The sequence below is a fragment of the Rhodococcus sp. IEGM 1409 genome, from assembly GCF_030056735.1.
Taxonomy (GTDB): domain Bacteria; phylum Actinomycetota; class Actinomycetes; order Mycobacteriales; family Mycobacteriaceae; genus Rhodococcus_F.
Genome location: NZ_JASHKN010000006.1, coordinates 120,571 through 143,724, shown reverse-complemented (window position 1 = coordinate 143,724; position 23,154 = coordinate 120,571). Strand labels below are relative to the sequence as shown.

Below are 23,154 nucleotides of genomic sequence, written 5' to 3'. Positions count from 1 at the left end.
CTGTACGGGTTCACAACGGCGGTTCGAGTCGCGGGAAGCCTTGTGACAGCTGATCAATCCAGCGGGCGCGCGTGGTGAGAATATCGCGGTTCCGAGACTCCGATTGGGCGGCGACGTGCGAAAGTAGGTCGCGAAGTCGGCCCAGAACGAGTGGCGAGTTCGATGCCGAGGCTATGACGTCGTCCAGTCCGGTTCTGACGAAGCTCGTGAAGTCGGGCAGTGGAATCACCACACGCAGATCACCACGCTCGTCGACGGCCCGGATCGAATCTGCGCGCACGGAGGCCACCAGAGAGAGGAGGTCCTCGATCTCGTCCAGAGCCTGCACGGCCGTCGCAGGATCGTTGATAGCGGGTGAGAGCGCTCTGAGCGCGATGTCAGCCAACAACCGAATCGCGAGTAGGGGGTCCTGGGTGAAGGTCCGCTCACTCCCACTGACCAAGGCGTCAAGGATCGTGTTGGCGGGCATGGGTCCGCCGTAGACGTCGGCGAGCGGCAATCCGCCTCGCAGAGTGCTGCCCGGCGAGACTCGGAAGACCACCAGAGTGCGACAGCCGCGAGCTTTGTGCAGCAGATCTTCGACGAGGATCTGCTGCAGAACGGCGGGCGGCCGATGCCACTCGATCGTTGTGATCACCGGAAGCGTTGGTAGAGGCGGCAACTCCCGATCGGTGTCGGGGTATACGGAGTCGAAGACTGCTCGTCCACGGCTGGAGACGGAGGCGAGGACCGGAGCCAATTGGATGGCCGAGAAGGCGCGCAACTGGAGCAGCCGGATCAGCGTCAACGTGGCCAAGAGTGCCAGCACTGCGAGACCGGGCACTACCACGGACACATCCGTTTCGTTGCTGATGGCGAGCGCTGCCGTGATGTCGAAAACCGACTGGCCTATCGCGAAGGCAAACGTCCGCCACACGATGGGGTCGTCGCGGAACAACAACAAGCGAGGGGTGAAGGTGGTCGCGGCCCATTGGACGACGAGGAACAGCAGCGAGAAGATCACTGCGACTACACCCAGTAACCCCAGTCCGAGGGCAACGAGCATTTCGCTGACCTGACGGGCGGGAATTTTCGGGCCGCTCCGGATATACGGCATTGTCAGTCCGGCAGCCAGTCCTACGACGACGCAGAGGATCTGGGTCAGGCCGGCACGTACACGGCGCCGGGGGACGAGGAAGGCATGCCCGATCGGGGTGGGAGCGAAACGTCCGGGCTGATCCACACTTCAAGCCTCCGCGCTGCGGCAATGGTGCGCCTTCACCCGAAACGGATGATGTCGACGTCGTCGTGATCCTGAAACGCTTGAAAGAGCCGTGCGAGAGACAGAAGGCGAGACGTCATGACGGATCCGACAGGCCAGAGCCGCGCTGTACTACCGATTCCGGATCGACAACATCTTGGTCTGGTGACGTACGACGCGAAGGATCCGGACACCGAGTTTCCGCCGATCACTCCGCTACTACCGCCAGCCGGGGCACCCAATGTTCTGGTGGTCCTGTTGGACGACGTCGGATACGGGGCGAGCAGTGCCTTCGGTGGACCAGCGGAGACTCCAACTGCCGAGCGACTGCAGCATGAAGGGCTCACGTACACGCGGTTTCACACGACGGCATTGTGCGCTCCGACCCGCGCCGCTCTTCTGAGCGGGCGCAACCATCATTCGGTCGGCATGGGATCGATCACCGAGACTGCGACCTCGGCTCCCGGCCTTTCCGGTCTACGCCCGAATACCAAAGCAGCACTGCCGATGACGTTGAAACTCAACGGATACTCGACGGCGCAGTTCGGCAAGTGCCACGAGGTACCGCCGTGGCAAACATCGCCGGTGGGACCGTTTACGTCGTGGCCGACGGGAGAAGGCGGATTCGAGCACTTCTACGGATTCATCGGCGGGGAGAACAACCAGTATTACCCGGCGCTGTACGAGGGCGTCGCGCCGGTCGAGCCGGACAAGACACCGGAGGACGGCTATCACCTGACCGAAGACCTCGCCGATCACGCGATCGACTGGGTTCGCATGCAGAAGTCCCTGGCCCCGGACAAGCCGTTCTTCGTCTACTTCGCTCCAGGCGCTACCCATGCGCCGCACCATGTTCCGAAGGAGTGGGCCGACAAGTACGAGGGCCGGTTCGCAGGAGGTTGGGACGCTCAACGCGAGTCGATTCTCGAGCAGCAGAAGCAGCGGGGAGTCGTTCCCGCGGATGCGGTTCTCACCCCGCGCCCCGAGGCCATTCCGGCGTGGGAAGACATGAGTGATGAAATGAAGCCGGTCCTCGAGCGCCAAATGGAGGTCTACGCAGGATTTCTCGAACACACCGACTTTCATGTCGGTCGACTTGTCGATGCGATCGAAGAACTCGGAGCTCTCGACAACACCCTCGTGTACTACATCATCGGAGACAACGGAGCATCCGCAGAGGGGACGATCAACGGAGCCTTCAACGAGATGGCCAACTTCAACGGACTCGCCGCCATCGAGACGCCGGAGTTCATGGCGGAAGTGAAAGACAAGTTCGGCACCAAGGACGCGTACAACCACTACTCCGTGGGGTGGGCGTGGGCGATGTGTACGCCGTACCAATGGACGAAACAGGTTGCCTCGCATTGGGGTGGCACTCGAAATGGGACGATCGTGCACTGGCCGGCAGGGATTCGAACCAAGGGTGAGACGCGGTCGCAGTTCACCCACGTCATCGACGTCGCACCGACGATCCTCGAAGCGGCGAAACTACCGGAACCGACCTTCGTCAACGGCGTCCAGCAATCGCCCATCGAGGGGACCAGCATGGTCTACACCTTCGACGACGCCGAAGCCCCGGAACGCCACGATCTGCAGTACTTCGAGATGGTCGGCAACCGTGGAATCTATTACAAGGGTTGGAGTGCGGTCACCAGGCACAGCACTCCGTGGCTGTTCGCGGAGGTACTCCCCGCTCTCGACGACGATGTCTGGGAACTCTACGACGGGTCTCAGGATTGGACGCAGTCCAAAGATTTGGCGGCCGATATGCCGGAGAAACTCGCTGCACTGCAACGCTTGTGGTTGATCGAAGCGGTCAAGTACAACGTGCTCCCCATCGACGACAGAAGATTCGAGAGGTTCAACCCTCACATCGCGGGGCGCCCGCAGTTGGTGTCCGGGAACAGACAGGTTCTGTTTCCCGGAATGAAGCGACTGAGCGAGCACAGCGTGCTGAACATCAAGAATCGCTCGTTCAGCGTCACTGCAGCTGTCGACGTCGCGGATGGCATAACTGCAAACGGTGTGATGATCGCGCAGGGAGGCAGGTTCGGGGGCTGGGCACTCTACGCGCGGGAAGGCCGCGCCAAATTTGTCTACAACCTACTGGGCATGACCGAGTTCGTCATCGGCTCCGACGAAGCCATTCCTGCAGGATCACACCAGATCAGGGCTGAGTTCGCTTACGACGGAGGTGGTCTCGCGAGAGGCGGCGGGGTCACGATCTATCACGACGGTCGCGAAGTGGGCTCGGGTCGCGTCGAGCAGACGCAACCGATGGTCTTCCCCGCGGACGAGACGACCGACATCGGTGACGATTACGGCATGCCTGTCAGTGTTGATTACAGTGGCGCAACTACATTCAACGGCCGTATCGACGTCGTGCAGATCGATGTCGGTGACGACGACCATACCCACCTGATCGATCCGGAGGAGGTGGCGCGAGTGGCGGTGTCCAGACAGTGATTCCACCGACAAGAGCAGCAGTCGCAATCTCCTGAGGGAGGGTCGCAATGCCGACCGTCATCCGAACTGTTCACGATCTGGTTCGCCACGCGCGCGGACCGACGCACCATCACCACCATCAATCCGTGCACGAGTCACGGCGAATGCGCGCCCACCACATCCTGGTCACGCATTCGCTCGCCTGATTCGGGACTACAGGTCGCGCGCCAGTGCCCGTCCTGCTGCACGGCCCGAGAAGATGCAGCCGCCGAGGAAGGTCCCTTCGAGCGCGCTGTAGCCGTGGACTCCGCCGCCGCCGAAGCCTGCGACCTCGCCGGCTGCGTACAAGCCGTCGAAGGCACTGCCGTCGGCCTTGATGACCTGTGAATCCAGGTTGGTTTCCAAGCCGCCGAGAGTCTTGCGGGTGAGCAGGTGCAACCGGACCGCGATCAGTGGTCCGTTCTTGGGGTCCAGGATCTTGTGCGGCGCAACGACGCGCACGATCTTGTCTGCCAACAGATTACGCGCACCGTGGATGGCGGTGATCTGAAAGTCCTTGCTGTACTTGTTGTCGACTTCGCGGTCTCGGGCGATCATCTCGCGCTCGATGTCCTCGTAGTCCAGGAGCGGTTCGTCGGTGAGGGCATTCATGCCGTCGACCAGATCGCGAAGGTTTTTGCGCACAACGAAATCGGCGCCCTTCTGCTTGAACGCTTCGACCGGTCCCGGCGCGCCCTTCTTGATTCGTTCGAGGAGGAGCTTGAAGTCGCGATTGGTGAAGTCAGGGTTCTGTTCCGATCCCGAGAGTGCGAACTCCTTCTCGATGATCTTCTGATCGAGGATGAACCACGTGTACTCGTGGCCGCTGTCCAGGATGTACTTGAAGGTCCCCATCGTGTCGAAGCCCGGGAAGTTGGGGGAGGGCAGACGCTTGCCGGTGGCGTCGAACCACATCGAGGACGGTCCGGGGATGATGCGGATTCCGTGGTTCGGCCAGATCGGATTCCAGTTCTGGATGCCTTCGGTGTAGTGCCACATGCGGTCGCGATTGACGATGTTTCCGCCCGCGGATTCGGTGATTTCGAGCATGCGCCCGTCGACGTGCGCCGGTACTCCCGTCAGCATGTGCTTCGGAGCCGTGCCGAGTCGCTCCGGCCAATTCTTCTTCACCAGTTCGTAGTTGCCGCCGATCCCACCGGAGGTCACCACGACGGCCTGTGCGGCGAACTCGAATTCGCCGATGGGAGTGCGTGAGCTCTTCACACCGCGCAGATCACTGGAAGGTTCGAGGACGGTTCCTCGTACACCGGTGACCGCACCGTCGGTCAACACTAATTGATCCACCTGGTGGCGGTGCTTGAACGTGACCAGTCCGCGTTTCTGGGCAGCGATGACCTTGGTCAGGAAGACGTCGACGACGCCGGGTCCTGTGCCCCAGGTGAGGTGGAAGCGTGGCACCGAATTACCGTGTCCGAGAGCCATTCCGCGCCCACGCTCAGCCCAGCCTACATTGGGCATCAGGCGAAGGCCCAGATCGTGCAGGTACTGACGCTTGTCGCCGGCTGCGAACTCGACGTACGCCTTGGCCCACTGGCGAGGCCAGTGATCTTCGCGGTCGCGGTCGAATGCGGCTGTACCAATCCAGTCCTGCATAGCCAACTCGAGGGAGTCCTTGATGCCGAGTCGGCGCTGCTCGGGGCTGTTCACGAGGAAGAGTCCGCCGAGAGACCAGAATGCCTGCGCACCGAGGTTGGCTGCGTTCTCCTGTTCCACGACAAGGACTTTGCGGCCGGCGCGCGTCAGTTCGTAGGTGGCGACCAGTCCCGCCAGCCCTGCCCCGACAACGATGACGTCAGCTTGTTCGCTCACGACAGCTCCTCTTCCGATTGGTTGTTCTGGATTATTTCGCTGTAGGACAGCAGAATTCGAGTGAAGATATCGCGGCGCAACGCGAAGGCTGCGTTGGTGTCGGTATCGACGAGGCACTGCACGCTGGTGCCGTCGTGAACGGCGACCAGCGCCCGTCCCAACGACGTAGGGTCACCGACGATTTTTCGCCCGACATCGCTGAGTGCGGCCTGCACGATGGGAAGCAGCGTTCGAAGGATTGCGTCTTCGCGATCGGCGAGGGCTTTGCGAAGTGCCGGGTTGCGGAGAGCGTGGGCAGTGAATTCGGCGTTGATCCGGTACCACTGCGGGTCGACCGGAACCACTGCCACGATCCGGGCAACGGCGGCATGGATGTCGACGGTGTTGCCGGCGGTGATCGATTCCGTCGCCAACCGCAGATCGGCGAGCATTGCTGCAGATCGCTGCTCCCACATCGCGAAGAACAATTCGTCGAGGGAATCGAAGTTGGAGTAGAACGCGCCTCTCGAGTATCCGCCGCGTTCGCAGATCTGCTCGACGGTGGCATGTCCGAACCCGGATTCGGAGAAGACGTCTGCGGCCGCATCCAGAAGGCGCTGCCGGGTCTGAACACGGCGTTTGGTGACACGCTTGGCCGGCGAGTTGTCCGTTCCAGTCGTCATCGGCGCCTCCGTCGGGGTGGACCCCAAACGATACACCGATGTATCCGATGCGTGATCGTATCTCGATCAGATCTTCTCGTCAGGTATTTCTATCGACATCTAGTGAGTATGCAAGAGAACGAGATATTTGTATGTCGACCGCTACAAGTGCAGATCGCGCTTCCTGATCGCCGCAGTGGCGACGACGCTGATCGCCGAGGTGGCCACCAGATATCCGCAGGCCAGCCACGGTGAACCGCCGCTGGCGCCGATCAGCGCCGTCAGAATCAGGGGAGTGACGCCGGAGGCGTAGATACCCGAGAACTGGTAGACGACCGACAACCCGGTGTACCGGATTTCGGTGGGGTAGAGGCTCGCGTAGAGCGTTCCCTGGGCGCCGTAGAACAAGGCATGAATCACTCCGAAGACCACGACCATCGCGACTCCGAAGAGCAGAAGGTTTTCGGTCCCGAATAGTGCGAAGGCGGGGAAGATCGCGAGTCCGTACGCGGCGATGCCCACGATGTAGACCCGTTGCGGGCCGAACCGATCAGTGAGTAAACCGGAGAAGGGCAACAAGATCGCCATCACGACTGCGGCGACAGTGACCACGAGGAGTACGGGGACCTTCTCGAAATGCAGAGTCTTGGTTGCATAGGTGATTGCAAAGACACCCCAGGTGTTGAAGGCCGCGCCCTCGCCCCAGCGAGACAGCATGCCCAGTAAGGTATTTCGTGCAACTCTTCCTTGGAAGACTTCCTTGAGCGGTGTGGACGAGCGTTGTTCGAGGTCCCGAACTGCCTGAAATGCCGGCGTCTCGTCGACCTTCAAACGGACCACCAGCCCCACGATCACGAGCACCAAGCTCAGAACGAAGGCTATGCGCCAGCCGAAACGGAGAAACTGTTCGTCGTCGAAGACTGTTTGAAGTAGTGCGAACATTCCTGTGCCCAAAGCCAACCCGAGAGCCAATCCGATCTGCGGGATGCTGCCGAACAGGCCACGCTTTTTCTCCGGGCTGTGCTCCACCGCCAGAAGAACGGCTCCGGCCCACTCGCCGCCGAGAGCAAATCCCTGCAGGATACGAAGCAGCAGAAGCAGAATCGGTGCAACGACTCCAATCTGAGCGGCCGTCGGAAGAACACCCATGAGCGCCGTCGCGATACCCATGATGAACATCGTGAGAGCAAGCGTCTTCTTGCGCCCGATGCGATCGCCGATGTGACCGAACACCACTCCACCGATCGGACGAACGAGAAAGCCGACCGCGAAGGTCGCAAAAGAAAGCATGGTCCCGACAAAGGAACTCTGGTTCGGGAAGAACAGTTGGTTGAAGACGAGGCTCGCGGCCGTCGCGTAGAGGAAGAAGTCGTACCACTCGACCGTCGTGCCGAGCAAGCTTGCGGCGACGACGGTTCTCAATCTGGATCGCCGCTCGTCGTCGGTCTCGTTCGAGAACGGTGAATTGTGCGCGACTTCGGCAAACGTTGTCATCGGAGCCCCCCGGGTAGCGGTGCAAATTCACGAAAGTATCGCCGTGCCTGAAAGTGGGCACCCATAGCGATCAGGGTGATTTCAACCCTGTTCTTCGAGGTGGCGTGTGGTTGTAATGACAGAAGAGTTCTACCTGTTCGTCGACGAAAGGAATCACCGTGTCACTGCGCTTCCACTGGTTCTTGCCTACTTACGGTGATTCCCGGAATCTGATGGCGGGTGGGCACGGCAGTTCGATGTCCGGTGATCGTCCGGCGACGCTGAAATACCTCAATCAGATCGGCGCGGCCGCCGAGTCGAACGGTTTCGAAGCCGTCCTCACACCCACCGGCGCCTGGTGCGAAGACGCATGGCTGACGACGGCGATGATGGTCGAGACCACCGAGACGCTCAAGTTTCTGGTTGCTCTGCGCCCGGGATTGCTCAGCCCCACGCTGGCCGCCCAGATGTCCGCGACCTTCCAATGGCAGTCGGGCGGTCGTCTGCTGCTCAACGTCGTGACCGGCGGGGAGGACCACGAGCAGCGCACTTTCGGTGACTTCCTCGACAAGAACCAGCGGTACGCACGATGCGGTGAGTTCCTCGACGTGATCCGCCAGCTGTGGTCCGGTAACGGCCCGGTTGATTTCTCCGGCGAGTACGTCAACGTGGAAAAAGCTACGCTGCAGCGCATTCCGGATCCGGTACCGCCCATCTTCTTCGGCGGATCCTCGCCGGCAGCCGGAACCGTCGCATCGCGTTACGCCGACACCTACCTCACCTGGGGTGAGACGCCGTCCGCTGTCGCTGCCAAGATCGCCTGGATCCGCGACCTCGCAGAAGTTCAAGGTCGTCACCTCGACTACGGAATCCGTTTGCACGTCATCAGCCGAGACACCTCGGAACAGGCATGGGCAGAAGCGGATCGACTGCTCAGCGCGCTCGACCCGGCGACCGTCGAGCAGGCTCAAGCGAGTCTTGCGCGATCGGGCTCCGAGGGTCAGCGTCGGATGCTCGAATTGCATGGCGGCGGTTCGGCTTACAAGCAGGGCGTCGGAGCGAGGTCGCTGGAAATTGCGCCGAACCTGTGGACCGGCGTCGGATTGGTCCGAGGGGGAGCGGGTACCGCATTGGTCGGTTCGCACCAAGAAGTGGCTGATCGGATTGCCGAGTACGCGGCGATCGGCTTGGATCACTTCGTATTGTCGGGCTATCCGCATCTCGAAGAGGCGTATCAGTTCGGTGAGGGTGTGCGTCCGATCCTCGAAAAGCGTGGATTGGTAGCACCGCACGGTTCTGCCGGCGGACCGGTGCGAACGCCCTTCGTTTCCAGTGGGAATTGAGTCGAGCAGAAACCTTTCGAAAAGGGGACGTTTGTCCCGATCTTTCGGGCACGGCCTGCCGGCGGGACAATTCAGCCATTTCGGGCGATAAGTCCGATCTAGGCTGCGCACTGTTGCCGAACTCAAGGCGCAGTACGAAAGGATCCTCGATGAATCTGGGCACGAGTGGAGTACGTCGCGTAGTGGGGACCGTGGCAGTCGCGGCTGCAACCGCAGCAGGCGTCGCGATGGTCAATCCTGCAACTGCGTCGGCCGAGGTAGTCCCGCCGGTCGTCTCGTACAAGGTGACCGGAAACGATCTGGCCCTGACGATCACGAACAACAACACGGGCATTGCCCCGTTGTGCCAGGCGTTTGTCGTCAACGCCGCGGATTCTGCTGCTGTGCTTGACGATCCGCTCAAGCTCCTCGATCCGAACCTTGTGGTGTACCCCAAGATCACCGATCCGTCCTCGTTGTTCGCCGTGGGCAAGGGGCAGACGGTCACCAATACCGTGACCGATGTTCCGGACGGAACCTACGCCGTGCTCGGTGCCTGCTCCGATCTTCTCGATCTCGAGACGTTGGGTAAGCCCGTTCCCGGCGTGCCGAGCCTCGTTGTCGTCGGCGGACCGTTCAGCGGCATCAATACCGGCAGCCTGAGCGACCTGGTCGGCAGCGGCAGCCTCGAAGGACTTTTCGGGTAGCTCACCGTCTGTCTCCCCAATTTTCCGACTGAGCGGTCAATTCTTCATGTACCTGGTGATCTGACCGACTTGCCTGGAGGTTCGGAAATGCGAAGTCGTGGATTCAAACGCGCCCTCGGAAGCGTTGCCGCGGCGTCGGCTGCCGTGGTGGGACTGGCTGTCAGCTTCCAGTTCGACTACCAAGGTGGCTCCGACTTCGAGGTAGTCGGTCCCACGTCGTAGTCGGTACAGCTCACTTGCGCGCGCGGTGGCGTCGCACCGCGTCGCGATTCGCACACGTCGGGGAGCAGTACCGCTGATTGCCGTTGCGTGAGGTGTCCGCGTAGATGTTGGTGCACTCGTCCAGGGTGCACCGACCTAATCTGTGCATTCCGCGGCCGACGAGGTGCAGCGCAGTGCCTACCGAGAAGAGGGCCTTGAGGACCTCGGCGAGCGACTGTTGCGGATCTCGATAGTGCAGATGCCAGCCGTCGTTGGCGTGATTGGTCATGCGCGGATACGCCGACGCTTGCTCGAGCATGACGTTCACCAACTCGGCGCGGGCAGCCTCGTCCGTGACGTCGACGATCTTCGACCACTCGATCAGAAGATCGAGGGTCTCGTCGAGATCTTTCTCGGCGATGGGGAAATCGAGAATGATGCCCGCGGCGACGCAGCGTTCGACCAACTCGCCCAAGGATGTGGGATGTCGATTGGCCAGGTCGGCTGCCAGCGTCACCGCATATTCACCGTAAGGGTTGAGATGCACAATGCCATTACATCATGCTTGTTGTATGAAGAAAACAGAGCTCGCGCCGATAAGTTGCATCCACCGCTGGGAGATCGAATCCCGGCATCGGACCAGCGAGGGGACGGTCACCTACCTGCGCTGCCGTTGCGGGTCGTGGCAGACCTTGCTCGCCGAATGGATGTCGGGCGGTGCAGGCTCGGCCGTCGCCGCACCGATCAAGGTCAGGTCCAGGTAATGGTCAGCTAATCGTTCCGTTTTGCCTCGGGCGGCGTGGAACGTGTTCTAGATTCAGGGTTGTATGCCTCGATATCGCGGCGCAGACTCTGAAAGGGAAGACGATGCAGTTCAACCTCGCTGATGTATTCGAAACCGTCGCCAGCTCGGTACCTGATCGCGTCGCCTTGACTTACGAGGGAGAAAACTTCTCCTACGCTCAGTTGGATGCGGAGGCTAATCGAACCGCCAACTTGCTCGCGCGAGCCGGTATCTCGCGTGGTGACCATGTGGCTCTGTTCTTGAAGAACAGCGTTGAACATGTCACGTCGATCCTCGGGTTGATCAAGATCCGCGCGGTCCCGATCAACGTGAACTACCGGTACACGCCCGCGGAACTGGAGTACATCTTCACCAACTCCGATTCGGTCGCGGTGGTCGTGGAGCTGCCCGAACATCAGCGTGTACTCTCTTCTCTCTTCGGTGCATGCCCGAAGGTGAAGACTGTGATCGTGATCGGCGAGATTGACGCCGAACTGGTTGCCGCCGCGAATGAGCACGGAGTTTCCGTGGTTTCCTTCGCCGAGGCTCACGAAATGTCACCGGTAGGGGAGTTCGATTCTCGTTCGGGCGACGACGTGTACCTGCTCTACACCGGTGGGACAACGGGATACCCGAAGGGTGTCATGTGGCGTCACGACGACTTCTTCCGTAAGCCGCTCTCCGGCGGAAATCCGTACGGCGAGGGAGCGCGAGAGGACCTCGCCGAGATAGCCAGTGCTGCAAAGGAATTTCCGGAACTCTCGTTCCTCGTTGCCGCCCCTCTGATGCATGGCGCCGCGTTGTACTCGCTGTTCACCTTCCTCACCCTCGGTGCTCGGGTTGTTCTACGACGAGAATTCGACCCGGCGAAGGTCGTCGAAGCGATCGAGAAGGACTCGGTACAGGTGATCTTGATCGTCGGCGACGGTATGGGACTGCCGTTGGTCGACGAGATGGAACGACGCAAAGACGAGGTTGATTTCAGCACCCTTTTCTCGATCACCTCGGGTGGCGCGATCTGGTCCACCAGCGTTCGGGACCGCATGCTGGCGGTGAAGCCGGACCTGCTGTTGCGGGACAACTTCGGAGCCTCGGAGTCAGGCAACGACGGCGCCTTCGCAATCGACGAGGCAGGAAATCTGCGGATGCCGCCCTCGCCGAACATGATTCTGGTCGACGAGCGTCTCGAAGAGATCCCAGCTGGCTCCGACGATGTGGGATACATCGCGCGCATCGGAAACGTTCCGCTCGGGTACTACAAGGACGAGGAGAAGACCGCCCGGACGTTCCCGACCCGCGCCGATGGCACCCGTCTTTCGGTGCTCGGCGACATGGGCAAGGTGGAAGCGGACGGCACCATTGTCTTCCTCGGCCGCGGCTCGCAGTGCATCAACACCGGCGGTGAGAAGGTTTTCGCCGAAGAGGTCGAGGCTGCCCTTCACGCACATCCGGCGATCTCCGACGCGCTTGTTGTCCCCGCACCCGACGCGCGGATGGGGCAGCAGGTTGCCGCGGTGATCGCGACCTATCCCGAGTCTCCCGAACTGACTCTCGAAGCGGTACAGGAACATTGCCGTAAGACGTTGGCCGGCTACAAGGTGCCGCGCACGATCGTGCTGGTCGATGAAGTCAAGCGAACCCCGGCGGGTAAGGCAGACTACCGCTGGGCGACGACATTGGCGTCGTCCTAGCAGTGTGGAGTGAGCGGCGACGACCTTTCATATGGATTTCACCACGACATAAGGGACGTACCGGAAAGATGGCGCAGAGTAAGTCGTTCGCGCCTTGCGTCGTCACTCCACGAAAGGGTCTTTGCACATGCTCATCATCGGAATACTTCTGTTCGGAATCGTCATCGGAGCGGGAGCCCAGTTGATTCTGGGGCAAAGGGCCGCACGCGTGGACTGGACCTTCGCGTTCATCGCCGGAATCGGCGGTTCACTGGTCGGCGGACTGCTCGTGAGTTTGATTGCAGGCGACGGAATATCATTGCGCCCGAGCGGCATCCTCGGGTCCCTCGCCGGCGCCGTCATCATCACCGCGGGCTGGCAGTGGTACCACCGGAAGAACGCAACTGCAGCCCCGCGTCGGTCCGATCGCTGATTCCGCAGTTCCGTCAGGGGACGGAAAGTGGTGAGACATGAACGAACTACTCGATGAAGTCCTCATCGGACATGGCGGAGCCGAACATTGGCAGTCCGTTTCAGCGATCACGGCACGGGGACGCCGGGGCGGTCTGTTGCCTGTCAGTTCTCCACTCAGCCAAGCCGCCGGACTTTCTCGATAACCCGGGTGAATACGTCATCGAACTCGGGCTGGGATTGCCTGCCTTGGTATCCGAGGACCACCACCGTGTACTTGTCGACTGTCGCGTACCCGAGAAGAACCTCGGTGTCGGACCAGTCCGGGTTGTCTGGATGGCTGACCTCATGCAGGATTCCGGCGTCTTCGCTGATGAGAGCCGGGGGAAGATCGAGCCGCTCCGTCTGAATCGTGCGATGGGACGTGCTGGCGAAGCTGGTTGAGGTCACGCTGTAGGACGAACACTGCCCTGTGTGCGCCTCGATCACCCGGGACACATCTGTGTCTGTTTCACTGACCAACGTCACGTACGTGCCGCCACTTGCGAGGAGTGCGCCGCTGGCAGAACCATTCTCGATCAAGCCGGCGCGGGCTTCGTCGGCGTACAGGCTCTCCTTTTCGCATTGGGCCGGATCGAACACCGGGTTCATGTCCAGTCCGATCCCGTCGCTGGGTGCGTGGATATTGAGGCTCAGGATCATCTGGTCCTCGCGATCGAGTCGCTCGACCTGGCTGCCCGCGGGCAGCTCCGATACGTCGGGCAGCAGGTCCGCTCGAGCGATGCCCGGGTCGCCTGAGGCCGTGGCTTCCGGTGTCCCGCACGCCGCGGTTCCGAGTAGTCCGACCATGACAACCGTAACTGCCCAGTTCCTTGACATTGTGTTGCCCTCAAGTCCGGTGGCAGCCATGCCCATCATCATGCCACCCGCCATCGGCGGCCGGCCGCGCCATCCGGTTGCGCAGGTGCCGAGCACTCGTTCTTCTCGTTGGCGTGGACTGTCCCAGTCGAGCACCCGACGAGGTCGATCGCACCGGCAGCGATTCCACGGGATATTTCTTCACGTTCACCTGCGGTGATGTGACCGATTCGCCGTGCTCGTGGGACCGGTCGGATACCGCCGGACTCACGCAGGAAACAACGAATTCGGGGCATCGTTACTCCGAGAACTTGCTCGATTTTCTAGCGATTCTCCGCGGCGGTGGAGATCCCAGATCAGGTTCTCCTGCTCCACAGTGAATCCCAATGTCTTGCTGCCCATCCACGCCTCCACGATCACGCATCATCTCATCAGTACTGACCATAAATCCGTCAGTTGTCAGGCGGAACGACAGTGAAGGTGAACCCTTCGGAAGTCATTGCGTTGGCTACTTCGAAGATCGAACAGAGAGCTTCGGCGGCGTCGGTCGCCAATGTTCGGGCGGCGCTGGGGGTTCGACCTCGGGCAGTCACCGCGAGCCCAGGTACGTCCGCACCCGTGATCGTCAGATCGGTCTCGTAGTCGGAAGCACTGCCACCGAGTATCTGCGCGAGTTTTTCAGCAGGAACAGGCATGCCGTCGGAGGCTTCCCGATTGCCGATGTACGTATCGCGCGGGGACCCGTCGTAGAGTCCCGTTCGATTACTACTGATGTTCGCATCGGTCAGTTGTACCTCCTTGGTCAGCTGCTTGACCGGCTTCATCGCCACCCTGTCGGAGGCTGGTCTGCGAGATCACGTCCGCTTCGCGTCGTCATGATTGCGGACGAACTTCATGAGTCGGGGAATTACCTGATCAGGTATGTGTCCCAGGATTCCGTGGCCGGTTCCGGCATAAATCTCCACCTCGGCTTCAGGTTGAAGGTCAGCTAGCCTCGCGGCCACCTGCTCGGGGTTGGAGACCACCGTCTCAGCACCGGAGATTACGAGCATGGGAACCGAAATCGACTGCACTTCTGCATCCTTGAGCATTCGTGCCCACCCGATACCGGGCCGGTAGTTCAATGCCTCTGTAGCCAAGGCGAACTCGCGATCGCCGAGGACATATCCGGGGGACAGCCAATCGTTGAGCTTGCGAATATTTTCGTCGGTGCGGCGCATGCCGGCGCGGACCATCTTCAGCAGCACACGCCACGAGGGCTTGTCGAAGACTCCGCCCGGTTCGATGAGCGTCACACTCGCCAGTCGTTCAGGAGAATGGAGTGCTACGAGAACAGCGTGCCACGCACCATGTGAGTAGCCGACCAGGTGGACTCGGTCGACGCCAAGTTCGTCCAATACCTCGCCGACCCAGGTGGCGAAGTCGGATTCCCCGGTCAATGGAGCGGTCTGGACACTGCGGCCAGCGGTGCCGATCGTGTCCAGTGCATACACGACTCGGTCTCGGCACAGATCTTCGATGACGATGTGCCATTGCAGGCAGTTGCCGCCGACCCCGTGCAGCAGGACGATCGGTGTCTCCGTGCCGGTTCCCGACTTGCGGACATGGGTTGTTCCGAACGATGTCGGCACGTCGAGTTGTGTCGACGGAACCGGCCAGGTGCTCTCCAGGTCTCGGTAGATGCGGTCGTACGCCTGCTTTGATGCCTCGTTTTTGAATCGTCCGATCTTCGGCATGAGTCTCCCTCTCGCTGCGTTTGATTTTGATGGTATGACCGTATCACTAATGCGGTACGTGCGTATCATCAATGACTCAAGGAAATCCATGCGAAAGGAAGGGATAGCCTCGTGCCGCGACTGGTCGACCACGAAGTGAGGCAACGGGAGATCACTGATGCGGTGCGGCGAGTGATTGTCGATGGTGGGCTCGCGGCGGTGACGTTTCAGTCCGTTGCTGCCGAGGCTGGGATTTCGGTGCGTCTCGTGCAGTACTACTTCGGCACGAAGCGGGAGTTCCTTCTCTCGACGCATCAAGCCGTGCGTCAGGATGCGGGTGCTCGCCTCATGCAGGAGTTGTCTGTTCTGGGCACGGAAGCGACACCCCGCGAGGTTATTTCAGCGTTCCTTGTTGGCATGCTCCCGCTCGATCAACAACGTCGAGAGGAAGCAATTGTTCTCGGAGCCTTTCACGCTGCCGCACTGACCGGACAGGGAATCGCCGCCGAGGAAACTCTAACTGCTCCACGTGAGTTGGCAGCGCTCATTTCCGGCCAGCTTCAACGGGTGACCAATCAGGACGCAGTCGTGCCGTCAATGGACCCCGACCTCGACGCCGAGCTCATTCTGGCGGCTGTCGCGGGGCTCGCCCAGGGGATGCTTCCTGGTTACGGCACAGCGGAATTGGCGGTCCAGTTGGTTGAGCGCCTCCTCGATCGCATTCTCGGGCCGACGAAACCTCAGGCCACGAATCAACCCGAGGTGGGCCGCCGTTAGGATTCCGGGATGTCTCCTGTGAACCCAGCGCTCGCCGGACGGGTGTTTCCCTCGTCTTCGTACCTTGTCGGGCGCGAGAAGATTCGCGAGTTCGCTCTGGCTGTGCGTTCGAGCAATCCCTTGCACCATGATGTCGGTGTCGCCAGGGAGGCCGGGTTCGTCGATGTCATCGCGCCGACAACATTCACAACCGTTGTCCAGCAACGAGCGATCATGGCACTGCTGCGCACGCCGGATACCGGGCTCGATCCGACTCGTGTGGTGCATACTTCCGAGAAGATCGAGCATCAGCGTCCGATAGTCGCCGGCGATGACCTGTCTACGACACTGACGATTACAGGGGTGACGGTGCGAGCAGGCAGTGCGATCGTGTCGACAGTTTCCGAGATCCACGACGCGACCGACGCTTTGGTCGCGACGGTCACCTCGACGTTGCTGGCGCGAGGAGAAGAGGCATGACCCGACCCGTACTTCCGGTTTTCGAAAACCTCGTCCTCGGTGACATAGTCGCCAAGGTCGATCTGGTTCTCACTCGAGATGACCTTGTTCGCTACGCGGGTGCCTCCGGCGACATGAACCCGATCCACTTCAACGACGCAACCGCCACTTCGGCCGGGCTACCGGGAGTTCTGGCACACGGAATGCTCACTGCCGGAATTGCTTTGCAGGCAATCGTCGACTGGGTTGGCGATCCGAGTGGTGTGATCTCGTATGAAACTCGCTTTACTCGGCCCGTCGTAGTCGATGCCGTCGATGGTGCTGATCTCTCCATCACTGCGAAGATCGCGCGGATCGACGCCACAATGCGGACAACGCGGATCGATGTCACAGTCATGCACAAGGGGCAGACGGTTCTGGGAAAGACCCAAGCGCACCTTCAGTTCCCGGGCGCCTGACAGGATTGCGTGCTGGCACTGGTCAAATCGGGACCTGCGCATTCGGGCGGGCGGTCAACCGCGTTGTGGCGCAGCGCTACCGGAACGACACCAACAGTTCGTCCGACGCTTGCAGCGGTGCGTATCCGTCGGCGATGACGCGGTGGCAGCCGTCGATCTCGACGGTGAGCAATCGTTCCTCGCTCGTAAGGCTGTCCACGTAGATCGTCGATGCCACCTCGGTGGCCACCGCGTCACAGTCTGGTGCAGGTGGGAGACCGTCGATTGGTTCCGTTGTCCACGATGTGCCGACGAATTCGGTGGAGGAGAATCGGCAGAAAATGCTGCCCGTCGGCAGCGATGTCGGCAGCGTGATACCTGCTGTCGGAGGTCTGTAAGTCGGCCAGCAATGCGACAGTTCGTAGATCTGATCGTCAGACAATGCTCTTCGGTGTTCGGTACTGCCGGCCGATGTCAGTTCCTTGATGGCAGCCAGGCCACCGGGTTTCGGTAGTCCACACGAGTCAGAGGGGTGCCCCGGCCGTGTTGCTCGGCCTCGATCGTCGACCAACCAGAAATGGTCCAGCACAGCCAGGCTGTAGTTGTCACCGCAGCCTCCGGGGAACCAAGTCTTGTGCGCGGACGAGCGGTTCAGCATTTTCACTGCCCGACTGAAATCGCCCTCCCAACGGTGAGCATAGAAGCTGACGGTTCGGTCGGCTGCCACGTTATCGCTGATATACGGGTCGCACGTGACGGCGGCGCGCACGTCAGCGTTTCGGCGTCGACTATTGCGGCAACAGGACGGTCGGGGGTGGTCACCCGCCAGATTCCGGCGACAGCGAGGATGACGATCACGACTGCGAACCAACGCCAGAGCATGAGCACACCGTATCGGTCCCGATATGCGCTGAGGCCTAGTCCTTCGTTAACGCCGAAGTGCTCTCATCCAAATTGAGTGGATCCAGGTTGCGGCTCGCAGATATGGTCCACTGGTGACGCATCCGAATGGTCGAGACGGCGGTCCGATCCTGGTGATCGGTGCCGGTGTGGTCGGCGCGTCGATCGCGTATCACCTGGCGAGCGTTGGTCTCCGAGTCATCGTGCTGGAGTACGGCTCGGTGGCAGGAGGGGTGACCGGCAACTCCTTTGCCTGGGTCGGCCTCTCGAAGAGTGCCGCAGAAACCTACTCCGATCCGTTTCGGCGAGGCGCAGCAGCGGAGTTCGACCGCCTGGAGCGCGAACTCGCCGAGCCATTCGGTTTGCGCCGCAGAGGCGCGATCACGTGGGAGCAGACGGAAGCGGAGACTCGAAAGTTCGTCGACGCGCATCGCACACTCGGTCATCCCGTCGAACTCATCGATGAAGATGAGGTCCTTGCTCGCGAGCCGGGGTTGCGCACAGCGCCCGCCGTAGCGGCATATGCGCCTGACGACGGTGGAATTGACCCGGTTGCGTTCGCCGGTTCTCTATTGCGAGGTGCCGAAGAATACGGCGCCACAGTGCATTCCAGGATTTCGGTGCTCTCACTGCTCATGGAAGGTCGGAGGGTTCGCGGTGTATTGACCACTGACGGCCCCGTCTACGGATCGACCACAATCCTCGCCGCGGGTACCGCGATCCCCGGACTCGCGGCGTCGGCGGGAGTCGACGCCGAGGTCGACGCCTCCCCGTGTTGCCTCATCAGATTCTCGACGCCGCACCCATTGGTGAACGGAATCCTCTCCACTCCGGACTTCGAGATCAGACAATTGGACGACACGACACTGATTGCGGCTGAAGATGTTCCGGTCGGGTTCTCAGGAGATACTCGTGAGCTTGCCGAGCCGACGCTGCAGGCGGTCCGCAGTCAGCTCGTGGGCGGTGACCAAATGGAACTGGTCGAGGCGGTAATCGCTGACCGTCCCATTCCGCGTGGTGGCCGCCCGCTGCTGGGCTTCGCCGAAGGCGTGCCTGGGCTCTATCTGGCCGCGGCGCATCCTGCGATCATTCTGGCCGGAGCAATTGGGGCCCACGTGGCCGGGGACTTCGCCCGAGCGTCAAGCCGGGACTGCTAGACGACGAGGCACGGCGCTTGGTTCGACGAGGTCGAGCCGGTATTGCTGTTCCTAGTTCTCTCTAGGACACGCGCTAGAGAGCGAGATATTCGTCTACTCGGCTTGTACCGTCGATGGGCATGGACCCCGTGCGCAATCCGTATGCCCCCGGTGCCGGTCAGCGACCGCCGGAACTCGCCGGGCGCGACAAGCAGATCGATGCCTTCGACGTCGTGCTCGAGCGGATTGCACGTGGCCGCCCGGAACGAAGTGTTGTCCTCACCGGATTGCGTGGCGTCGGCAAGACCGTCCTGCTCAATCAGTTGCGTTCGGCCGCGATCTCCCGCAGCTGGGGGACCGGAAAGATCGAGGCGCGCCCCGACCAGGATTTACGACGCCCACTCTCGTCGGCGCTGCACATGGCAGTCCGCGAGATCGCGGTGTCCCATCGCGATCCGGAGCGGGTCGATCAGTTCCTCGGAGTCCTCAAATCGTTTGCCCAGCGCGCCACTGCAGACAAAGGAATGCGCGAGCGTTGGCAACCGGGCATCGACGCACCTGCGATCAAAGGTCGCGCGGACAGCGGCGACATCGAGATCGACCTGGTCGAGTTGCTGCTCGACGCGTCGTCGTTGGCCAGGGATGTCGGCGTCGGGATTGCCATCTTCATCGACGAGATGCAGGACCTCGGGGCTGCGGATGTTTCGGCGATCTGCGGGGCGTGCCACGAGTTGAGTCAGGACGCGGCACCGCTGATCGTCGTCGGGGCGGGGCTTCCGCATCTGCCCGCTGTGCTGTCGGCGTCGAAAAGCTACTCGGAGCGCCTGTTCAGCTACCACCGGATCGACCGACTCGAGCGTGAAGCTACAGATCAGGCACTGATTGCACCTGCCGAGCGTGAGGACGTCGAGTTCACCGAATCCGCGCTCGACGCTCTTTACGAGGCGGCCGACGGCTACCCGTACTTCGTCCAGGCTTACGGAAAAGCCACGTGGGATGTGGCGGCATCGAGTCCGATCACGGCAGAAGACGTGCGCGTCGGCGCACCAACGGCGGAGGAAGAACTGGCTGTCGGTTTCTTCGGATCACGGTACGAAAGAGCAACGCCCGCGGAGCGCGAGTACATGCGGGCCATGGCCGATCTCGCCGGTGACGACGGACCTGTCGCGACTGCGAAGATCGCCGTCGAGCTCGGTCGTAAGCCGGCTTCCCTGTCGCCGGCACGGGACGGACTGATCAAGAAGGGCCTCATCTACTCGGCCGAACGTGGGTCCATCGGATTCACAGTCCCGCACTTCGGCCGATACCTGCGCGGACAAGCGGAGTGAACGCGCTCGAAACCGCGTGGGATCGGGTGGCGGCGCTCAGTCCCAATCCGCCGGCGTGGGTAGTTCAGCTGGCCGCGTTGATTGCCGTGATCATCGTTCTCGAGCCGCACCTGTGGCGGATCGCCCGCAACGTCGTCACCATCGCACACGAGGGTGCTCATCTGATCGTCGCCGTCCTGGTCGGTCGCCGGTTGAAAGGTCTTCGCCTGCATTCGGATACGTCGGGTGTCGCGATTTCGTCGGGAAAGCCGACCGGCTTCGGCGTCATTCTGATGACGTTCGCAGGGTACGTGGGACCGTCGATTCTCGGCCTCGGCGCTGCCGGTCTGTTGGGTGCGCAGCGCGCGGTCTCGGTGCTGTGGATCGGTGTGTTCGTGATCGCGGTGATGATGGTCCTGATCCGAAACCTCTACGGAATCTTCTCACTTGCGGTCGTGGGAGCAGTGTTGTTCGGGCTCGTCTGGTGGGGGACCCAGGAGCAGCAAGTGGCCGCAGCGTACTTCCTGACGCTCTTCCTCCTCTTTGCCGGACCGCGCCCCGTTGTGGAACTTCAACGGCAGCGGATGCGACGAGGTGGGGCACCGGACTCCGACGCCGACCAATTGGCCAGGCTCTCACCGATACCCGCGATCGTCTGGGTCGGTTTGTTTCTGCTCGTGAACGTCGCGGTGCTCGTGCTCGGCGGCTGGTGGATCCTGCGTCCGGTGGGTGGCTGAGCTCTTCTGATCCGTTGTTCCAGTCACCGTTGGCGATCGACATCTTCGTCGATGCTCCAGCCTCCTGATCTCGAACCATCTACAGGTATCTAGCTAAATCGCTAGATATCTATAGATTTCCCTCACGCCACTTCGTGCTCGCCGCCGGGGGCAACTTTCTGAAGTCCGCGATATGCGTCGCTGGCACTTTGTCGGCCGCCGATGACGGCCTCGACCTCCGCGGCAATCGGCATGTCGACGCCGTATTCGCGGGCCAGATCCATGACGGTGGGGGCGGTCTTGACGCCCTCGGCGACCTGGCCGAGCTTTGCGACAGCCTCCTCGACGGTCAGGCCCTGTGCCAGAGCCTCGCCGACACGACGGTTGCGGGAGGTCGGAGCCATGCAGGTGGCAATCAGATCGCCGACGCCCGTCAAGCCGGCAAAGGTGCGCGGGTTGGCGCCCATCGCCTCGCCGAGTCGGGTCATTTCGGCGAGGCCGCGAGCGAGCACCATCGCGCGGGTGTTGTCACCGACGCCCAGACCGTCGGCCATGCCCGAGGCGATAGCAACGATGTTTTTGAGGATGCCGCCGAGTTCACAGCCAAGCACGTCGGTGTTGCGGTAAACCCGGAAGACCGACGACGCGAACAGCGGCTGCAGCGCCGCGGCGACGCGATCGTCCTGGGTCGCCACGACCGATGCCGCCGCCATGCCGTCGGCAATCTCCTTGGCGATGTTGGGGCCCGCGAGCAGTCCGACGGGATGGCCGGGTAGGCACTCGGCGATCACTTCGGTTGGACGCTGCCGGGTGCCGGGCTCGAGTCCCTTGGACAGTGACAGCACCGGGACCCACGCCCGAACTTCGTTGGCGATCTCGGCGAGGGTGGAGCGAACGGCGTGCGATGGCACTCCGCATACGAGTACGTCCGCTTCGCGAGCGGCTTCGACCAGATCCGAGGTTGCCTTGAGTCCATTGGGAAGTTTGCGCTCACCAAGGTATTTGGAGTTGGTCCGTTGCGAATTGATCTCGTCGGCCGCTTCGGAATTTCGTGCCCACAACAGGGTGGGGGTGTTGCGGGCAGCGAGGCCGGCCACCGTGGTTCCCCACGATCCGGCACCGAGGACGACGACGCGTACCGGGCGGGCCATCAGAGTGCGCTGTTCTGCGTAGCGAGTGCTGTCATGGCGCCAAGCGTTCCACTTGCGGAGCAGTTGCGCGCCAATTCCGCCGAGTCTGTGGCTCGACTTACAGATGAGGTGGCAGCTCGGGGCTTTCGCGCATTGTTTCAACCGCTTCTGCGGATTCCGCGACTATCGAGCGCATCGCGGCTTCCGCGGCGTCGGCGTCTCCGGCCTGAATGGCTGATGCGACCACTCCGTGCAGGTGAATCGCTTCGGGGTCGGCCTCGTGGGGCATCAACGAGTGGCGAGTGCGGCCTTCGAGTATCTCGACGACGATCTGCGACATCGCACGCAGCATCGGGTTGCCGGAAGCGGCGAGCAAGGTGCGGTGAAAGTCGGAATCATGGCCGAGATATGCGTCGGTATCGGCAGCACGCGAAGTAGCCGACATGCCGATGACGGCTGCGGTGAGAGCGCCGCACTGCTCCGGTGTTGCGCGCGTTGCGGCCAGTCGGGCTGCCAGGGGTTCGATGCCGGAACGGAGTTCACTCAGGATCGAAAGCTGCTCGAACCGATCAGGACCGGCCAGTTGCCAGCGGATGACGTTGGGGTCGAGCGAGTTCCAGTGTTCGGAGCCGAGGATGGTGATTCCGACGCGTCGACGAACCGAGGCCAGTCCGAGGGATTCGAGAACGCGGACAACTTCGCGGATGACGGTTCGCGACACGTCGTAGCGCGTTGCCACCTCGTCGGCGGAGATCGTGGTTCCCGGGGCGAGCACACCACCGACTATGTCTTGGCCGAGCTGTTCCAGCATCGAGTCGTGTAACTGCTGAAACGGGACAGAAGGCATACGTAGATCGTCCCATGCGTATGGAGTAAGCCCGGTGCAAGCCGAATAAATACTACAAATTAGTGTCTGCTCTTGAAATTGTAGGTTAATTAAGGAACAGTGACCTCAATCACTCATCGGACTGGGAGTC

At 61.6% G+C, this 23,154-nt stretch carries 25 protein-coding genes; 14 read left to right on the top strand and 11 right to left on the bottom strand.

The window, feature by feature from the left end:
- Positions 1 to 10: 10 nt before the first annotated feature.
- Positions 11 to 1,222: a DUF2254 family protein gene (locus QM716_RS17555; protein ID WP_283305295.1), complete on the bottom strand. Its 1,212-nt coding sequence runs from the start codon at positions 1,220 to 1,222 to the stop codon at positions 11 to 13.
- A 117-nt stretch (positions 1,223 to 1,339) separates the two neighbouring features.
- Between QM716_RS17555 and QM716_RS17550 the strand changes: the two genes are divergently transcribed.
- On the top strand, positions 1,340 to 3,706 hold the full coding sequence (locus QM716_RS17550; RefSeq protein ID WP_283305294.1) for an arylsulfatase: 2,367 nt from the start codon (positions 1,340 to 1,342) through the stop codon (positions 3,704 to 3,706).
- Between the two features lie 47 nt (positions 3,707 to 3,753).
- Positions 3,754 to 3,891: a hypothetical protein gene (locus tag QM716_RS17545; protein ID WP_283305293.1), complete on the top strand. Its 138-nt coding sequence runs from the start codon at positions 3,754 to 3,756 to the stop codon at positions 3,889 to 3,891.
- Between the two features lie 7 nt (positions 3,892 to 3,898).
- Here QM716_RS17545 and QM716_RS17540 read toward each other — a convergent pair whose 3' ends face one another.
- From QM716_RS17540 to QM716_RS17530, 3 genes are all read right to left on the bottom strand, one after another.
- Positions 3,899 to 5,554, bottom strand: coding sequence for an FAD-binding dehydrogenase (locus tag QM716_RS17540; protein WP_283305292.1), 1,656 nt, complete (start codon positions 5,552 to 5,554; stop codon positions 3,899 to 3,901).
- Positions 5,551 to 6,216 carry a TetR/AcrR family transcriptional regulator gene (locus tag QM716_RS17535; protein WP_283305291.1) on the bottom strand — a complete coding sequence of 222 codons (666 nt, stop codon included), beginning with the start codon at positions 6,214 to 6,216 and terminating at the stop codon, positions 5,551 to 5,553. The genes QM716_RS17540 and QM716_RS17535 overlap by 4 nt, the downstream gene beginning before the upstream one ends.
- Before the next feature lie 141 nt (positions 6,217 to 6,357).
- Complete coding sequence (locus tag QM716_RS17530) at positions 6,358 to 7,689, bottom strand: MFS transporter (protein ID WP_283305290.1); 1,332 nt, start codon at positions 7,687 to 7,689, stop codon at positions 6,358 to 6,360.
- Positions 7,690 to 7,847: 158 nt separating this feature from the next.
- On the opposite strand from QM716_RS17530, the gene QM716_RS17525 reads away from it, so the two are divergent.
- From QM716_RS17525 to QM716_RS17515, 3 genes are all read left to right on the top strand, one after another.
- A complete protein-coding gene (locus tag QM716_RS17525) occupies positions 7,848 to 9,011 on the top strand; it encodes an LLM class flavin-dependent oxidoreductase (RefSeq protein WP_283305289.1) in 1,164 nt (387 codons plus the stop codon).
- 149 nt (positions 9,012 to 9,160) lie between these two features.
- Entirely contained in the window at positions 9,161 to 9,697 is a 537-nt protein-coding gene (locus tag QM716_RS17520) for a hypothetical protein (protein ID WP_283305288.1), read from the top strand.
- 87 nt (positions 9,698 to 9,784) lie between these two features.
- On the top strand, positions 9,785 to 9,919 hold the full coding sequence (locus QM716_RS17515; RefSeq protein ID WP_283305287.1) for a hypothetical protein: 135 nt from the start codon (positions 9,785 to 9,787) through the stop codon (positions 9,917 to 9,919).
- A 10-nt stretch (positions 9,920 to 9,929) separates the two neighbouring features.
- On the opposite strand, the gene QM716_RS17510 is transcribed toward QM716_RS17515, so the two are convergent.
- On the bottom strand, positions 9,930 to 10,445 hold the full coding sequence (locus QM716_RS17510; RefSeq protein WP_283305286.1) for a CGNR zinc finger domain-containing protein: 516 nt from the start codon (positions 10,443 to 10,445) through the stop codon (positions 9,930 to 9,932).
- A gap of 25 nt (positions 10,446 to 10,470) precedes the next feature.
- Here QM716_RS17510 and QM716_RS17505 point away from each other — a divergent pair, with 25 nt between their 5' ends.
- The 3 genes from QM716_RS17505 (at position 10,471) to QM716_RS17495 (ending at position 12,785) form a co-directional block, all read left to right on the top strand.
- On the top strand, positions 10,471 to 10,662 hold the full coding sequence (locus QM716_RS17505) for a hypothetical protein (RefSeq protein WP_283305285.1): 192 nt from the start codon (positions 10,471 to 10,473) through the stop codon (positions 10,660 to 10,662).
- Between the two features lie 103 nt (positions 10,663 to 10,765).
- A complete protein-coding gene (locus QM716_RS17500; RefSeq protein ID WP_283305284.1) occupies positions 10,766 to 12,373 on the top strand; it encodes an AMP-binding protein in 1,608 nt (535 codons plus the stop codon).
- A 127-nt stretch (positions 12,374 to 12,500) separates the two neighbouring features.
- Positions 12,501 to 12,785, top strand: coding sequence for a hypothetical protein (locus QM716_RS17495; protein ID WP_283305283.1), 285 nt, complete (start codon positions 12,501 to 12,503; stop codon positions 12,783 to 12,785).
- 155 nt (positions 12,786 to 12,940) lie between these two features.
- Here QM716_RS17495 and QM716_RS17490 read toward each other — a convergent pair whose 3' ends face one another.
- From QM716_RS17490 to QM716_RS17480, 3 genes are all read right to left on the bottom strand, one after another.
- Positions 12,941 to 13,777, bottom strand: a complete 837-nt coding sequence (locus tag QM716_RS17490) for a hypothetical protein (RefSeq protein ID WP_283305282.1) — start codon at positions 13,775 to 13,777, stop codon at positions 12,941 to 12,943.
- A gap of 296 nt (positions 13,778 to 14,073) precedes the next feature.
- On the bottom strand, positions 14,074 to 14,451 hold the full coding sequence (locus QM716_RS17485) for a hypothetical protein (protein WP_283305281.1): 378 nt from the start codon (positions 14,449 to 14,451) through the stop codon (positions 14,074 to 14,076).
- Between the two features lie 24 nt (positions 14,452 to 14,475).
- Positions 14,476 to 15,357 (bottom strand): alpha/beta fold hydrolase, encoded by an 882-nt coding sequence (locus QM716_RS17480; RefSeq protein ID WP_283305280.1) that lies wholly within the window; start codon positions 15,355 to 15,357, stop codon positions 14,476 to 14,478.
- Positions 15,358 to 15,468: 111 nt separating this feature from the next.
- Here QM716_RS17480 and QM716_RS17475 point away from each other — a divergent pair, with 111 nt between their 5' ends.
- Genes QM716_RS17475 through QM716_RS17465 form a run of 3 tightly spaced genes read left to right on the top strand, consistent with a single transcriptional unit; the run spans position 15,469 to position 17,009 of the window.
- Entirely contained in the window at positions 15,469 to 16,113 is a 645-nt protein-coding gene (locus tag QM716_RS17475) for a TetR/AcrR family transcriptional regulator (protein WP_283305279.1), read from the top strand.
- A gap of 9 nt (positions 16,114 to 16,122) precedes the next feature.
- Positions 16,123 to 16,572, top strand: a complete 450-nt coding sequence (locus QM716_RS17470) for an FAS1-like dehydratase domain-containing protein (protein WP_283305278.1) — start codon at positions 16,123 to 16,125, stop codon at positions 16,570 to 16,572.
- Complete coding sequence (locus tag QM716_RS17465) at positions 16,569 to 17,009, top strand: MaoC/PaaZ C-terminal domain-containing protein (RefSeq protein WP_283305277.1); 441 nt, start codon at positions 16,569 to 16,571, stop codon at positions 17,007 to 17,009. Before QM716_RS17470 ends, QM716_RS17465 begins: the two co-directional genes overlap by 4 nt.
- A gap of 76 nt (positions 17,010 to 17,085) precedes the next feature.
- Here the strand turns inward: QM716_RS17465 and QM716_RS17460 are convergent, their stop codons facing one another.
- Positions 17,086 to 17,715: a hypothetical protein gene (locus QM716_RS17460; RefSeq protein ID WP_283305276.1), complete on the bottom strand. Its 630-nt coding sequence runs from the start codon at positions 17,713 to 17,715 to the stop codon at positions 17,086 to 17,088.
- Between the two features lie 268 nt (positions 17,716 to 17,983).
- Here QM716_RS17460 and QM716_RS17455 point away from each other — a divergent pair, with 268 nt between their 5' ends.
- The 3 genes from QM716_RS17455 to QM716_RS17445 all read left to right on the top strand — a co-directional run bounded on the left by QM716_RS17455 (position 17,984) and on the right by QM716_RS17445 (position 21,068).
- Positions 17,984 to 19,045, top strand: a complete 1,062-nt coding sequence (locus QM716_RS17455) for an NAD(P)/FAD-dependent oxidoreductase (protein ID WP_283305275.1) — start codon at positions 17,984 to 17,986, stop codon at positions 19,043 to 19,045.
- Between the two features lie 119 nt (positions 19,046 to 19,164).
- Positions 19,165 to 20,352, top strand: a complete 1,188-nt coding sequence (locus tag QM716_RS17450; protein WP_283305274.1) for an ATP-binding protein — start codon at positions 19,165 to 19,167, stop codon at positions 20,350 to 20,352.
- On the top strand, positions 20,349 to 21,068 hold the full coding sequence (locus QM716_RS17445; RefSeq protein WP_283305273.1) for a M50 family metallopeptidase: 720 nt from the start codon (positions 20,349 to 20,351) through the stop codon (positions 21,066 to 21,068). Before QM716_RS17450 ends, QM716_RS17445 begins: the two co-directional genes overlap by 4 nt.
- Before the next feature lie 122 nt (positions 21,069 to 21,190).
- Here the strand turns inward: QM716_RS17445 and QM716_RS17440 are convergent, their stop codons facing one another.
- Both QM716_RS17440 and QM716_RS17435 read right to left on the bottom strand, forming a co-directional pair.
- Positions 21,191 to 22,198 carry an NAD(P)H-dependent glycerol-3-phosphate dehydrogenase gene (locus QM716_RS17440; protein ID WP_283305272.1) on the bottom strand — a complete coding sequence of 336 codons (1,008 nt, stop codon included), beginning with the start codon at positions 22,196 to 22,198 and terminating at the stop codon, positions 21,191 to 21,193.
- A 97-nt stretch (positions 22,199 to 22,295) separates the two neighbouring features.
- Positions 22,296 to 23,024: a FadR/GntR family transcriptional regulator gene (locus QM716_RS17435; RefSeq protein WP_283305271.1), complete on the bottom strand. Its 729-nt coding sequence runs from the start codon at positions 23,022 to 23,024 to the stop codon at positions 22,296 to 22,298.
- Positions 23,025 to 23,154: the final 130 nt, after the last annotated feature.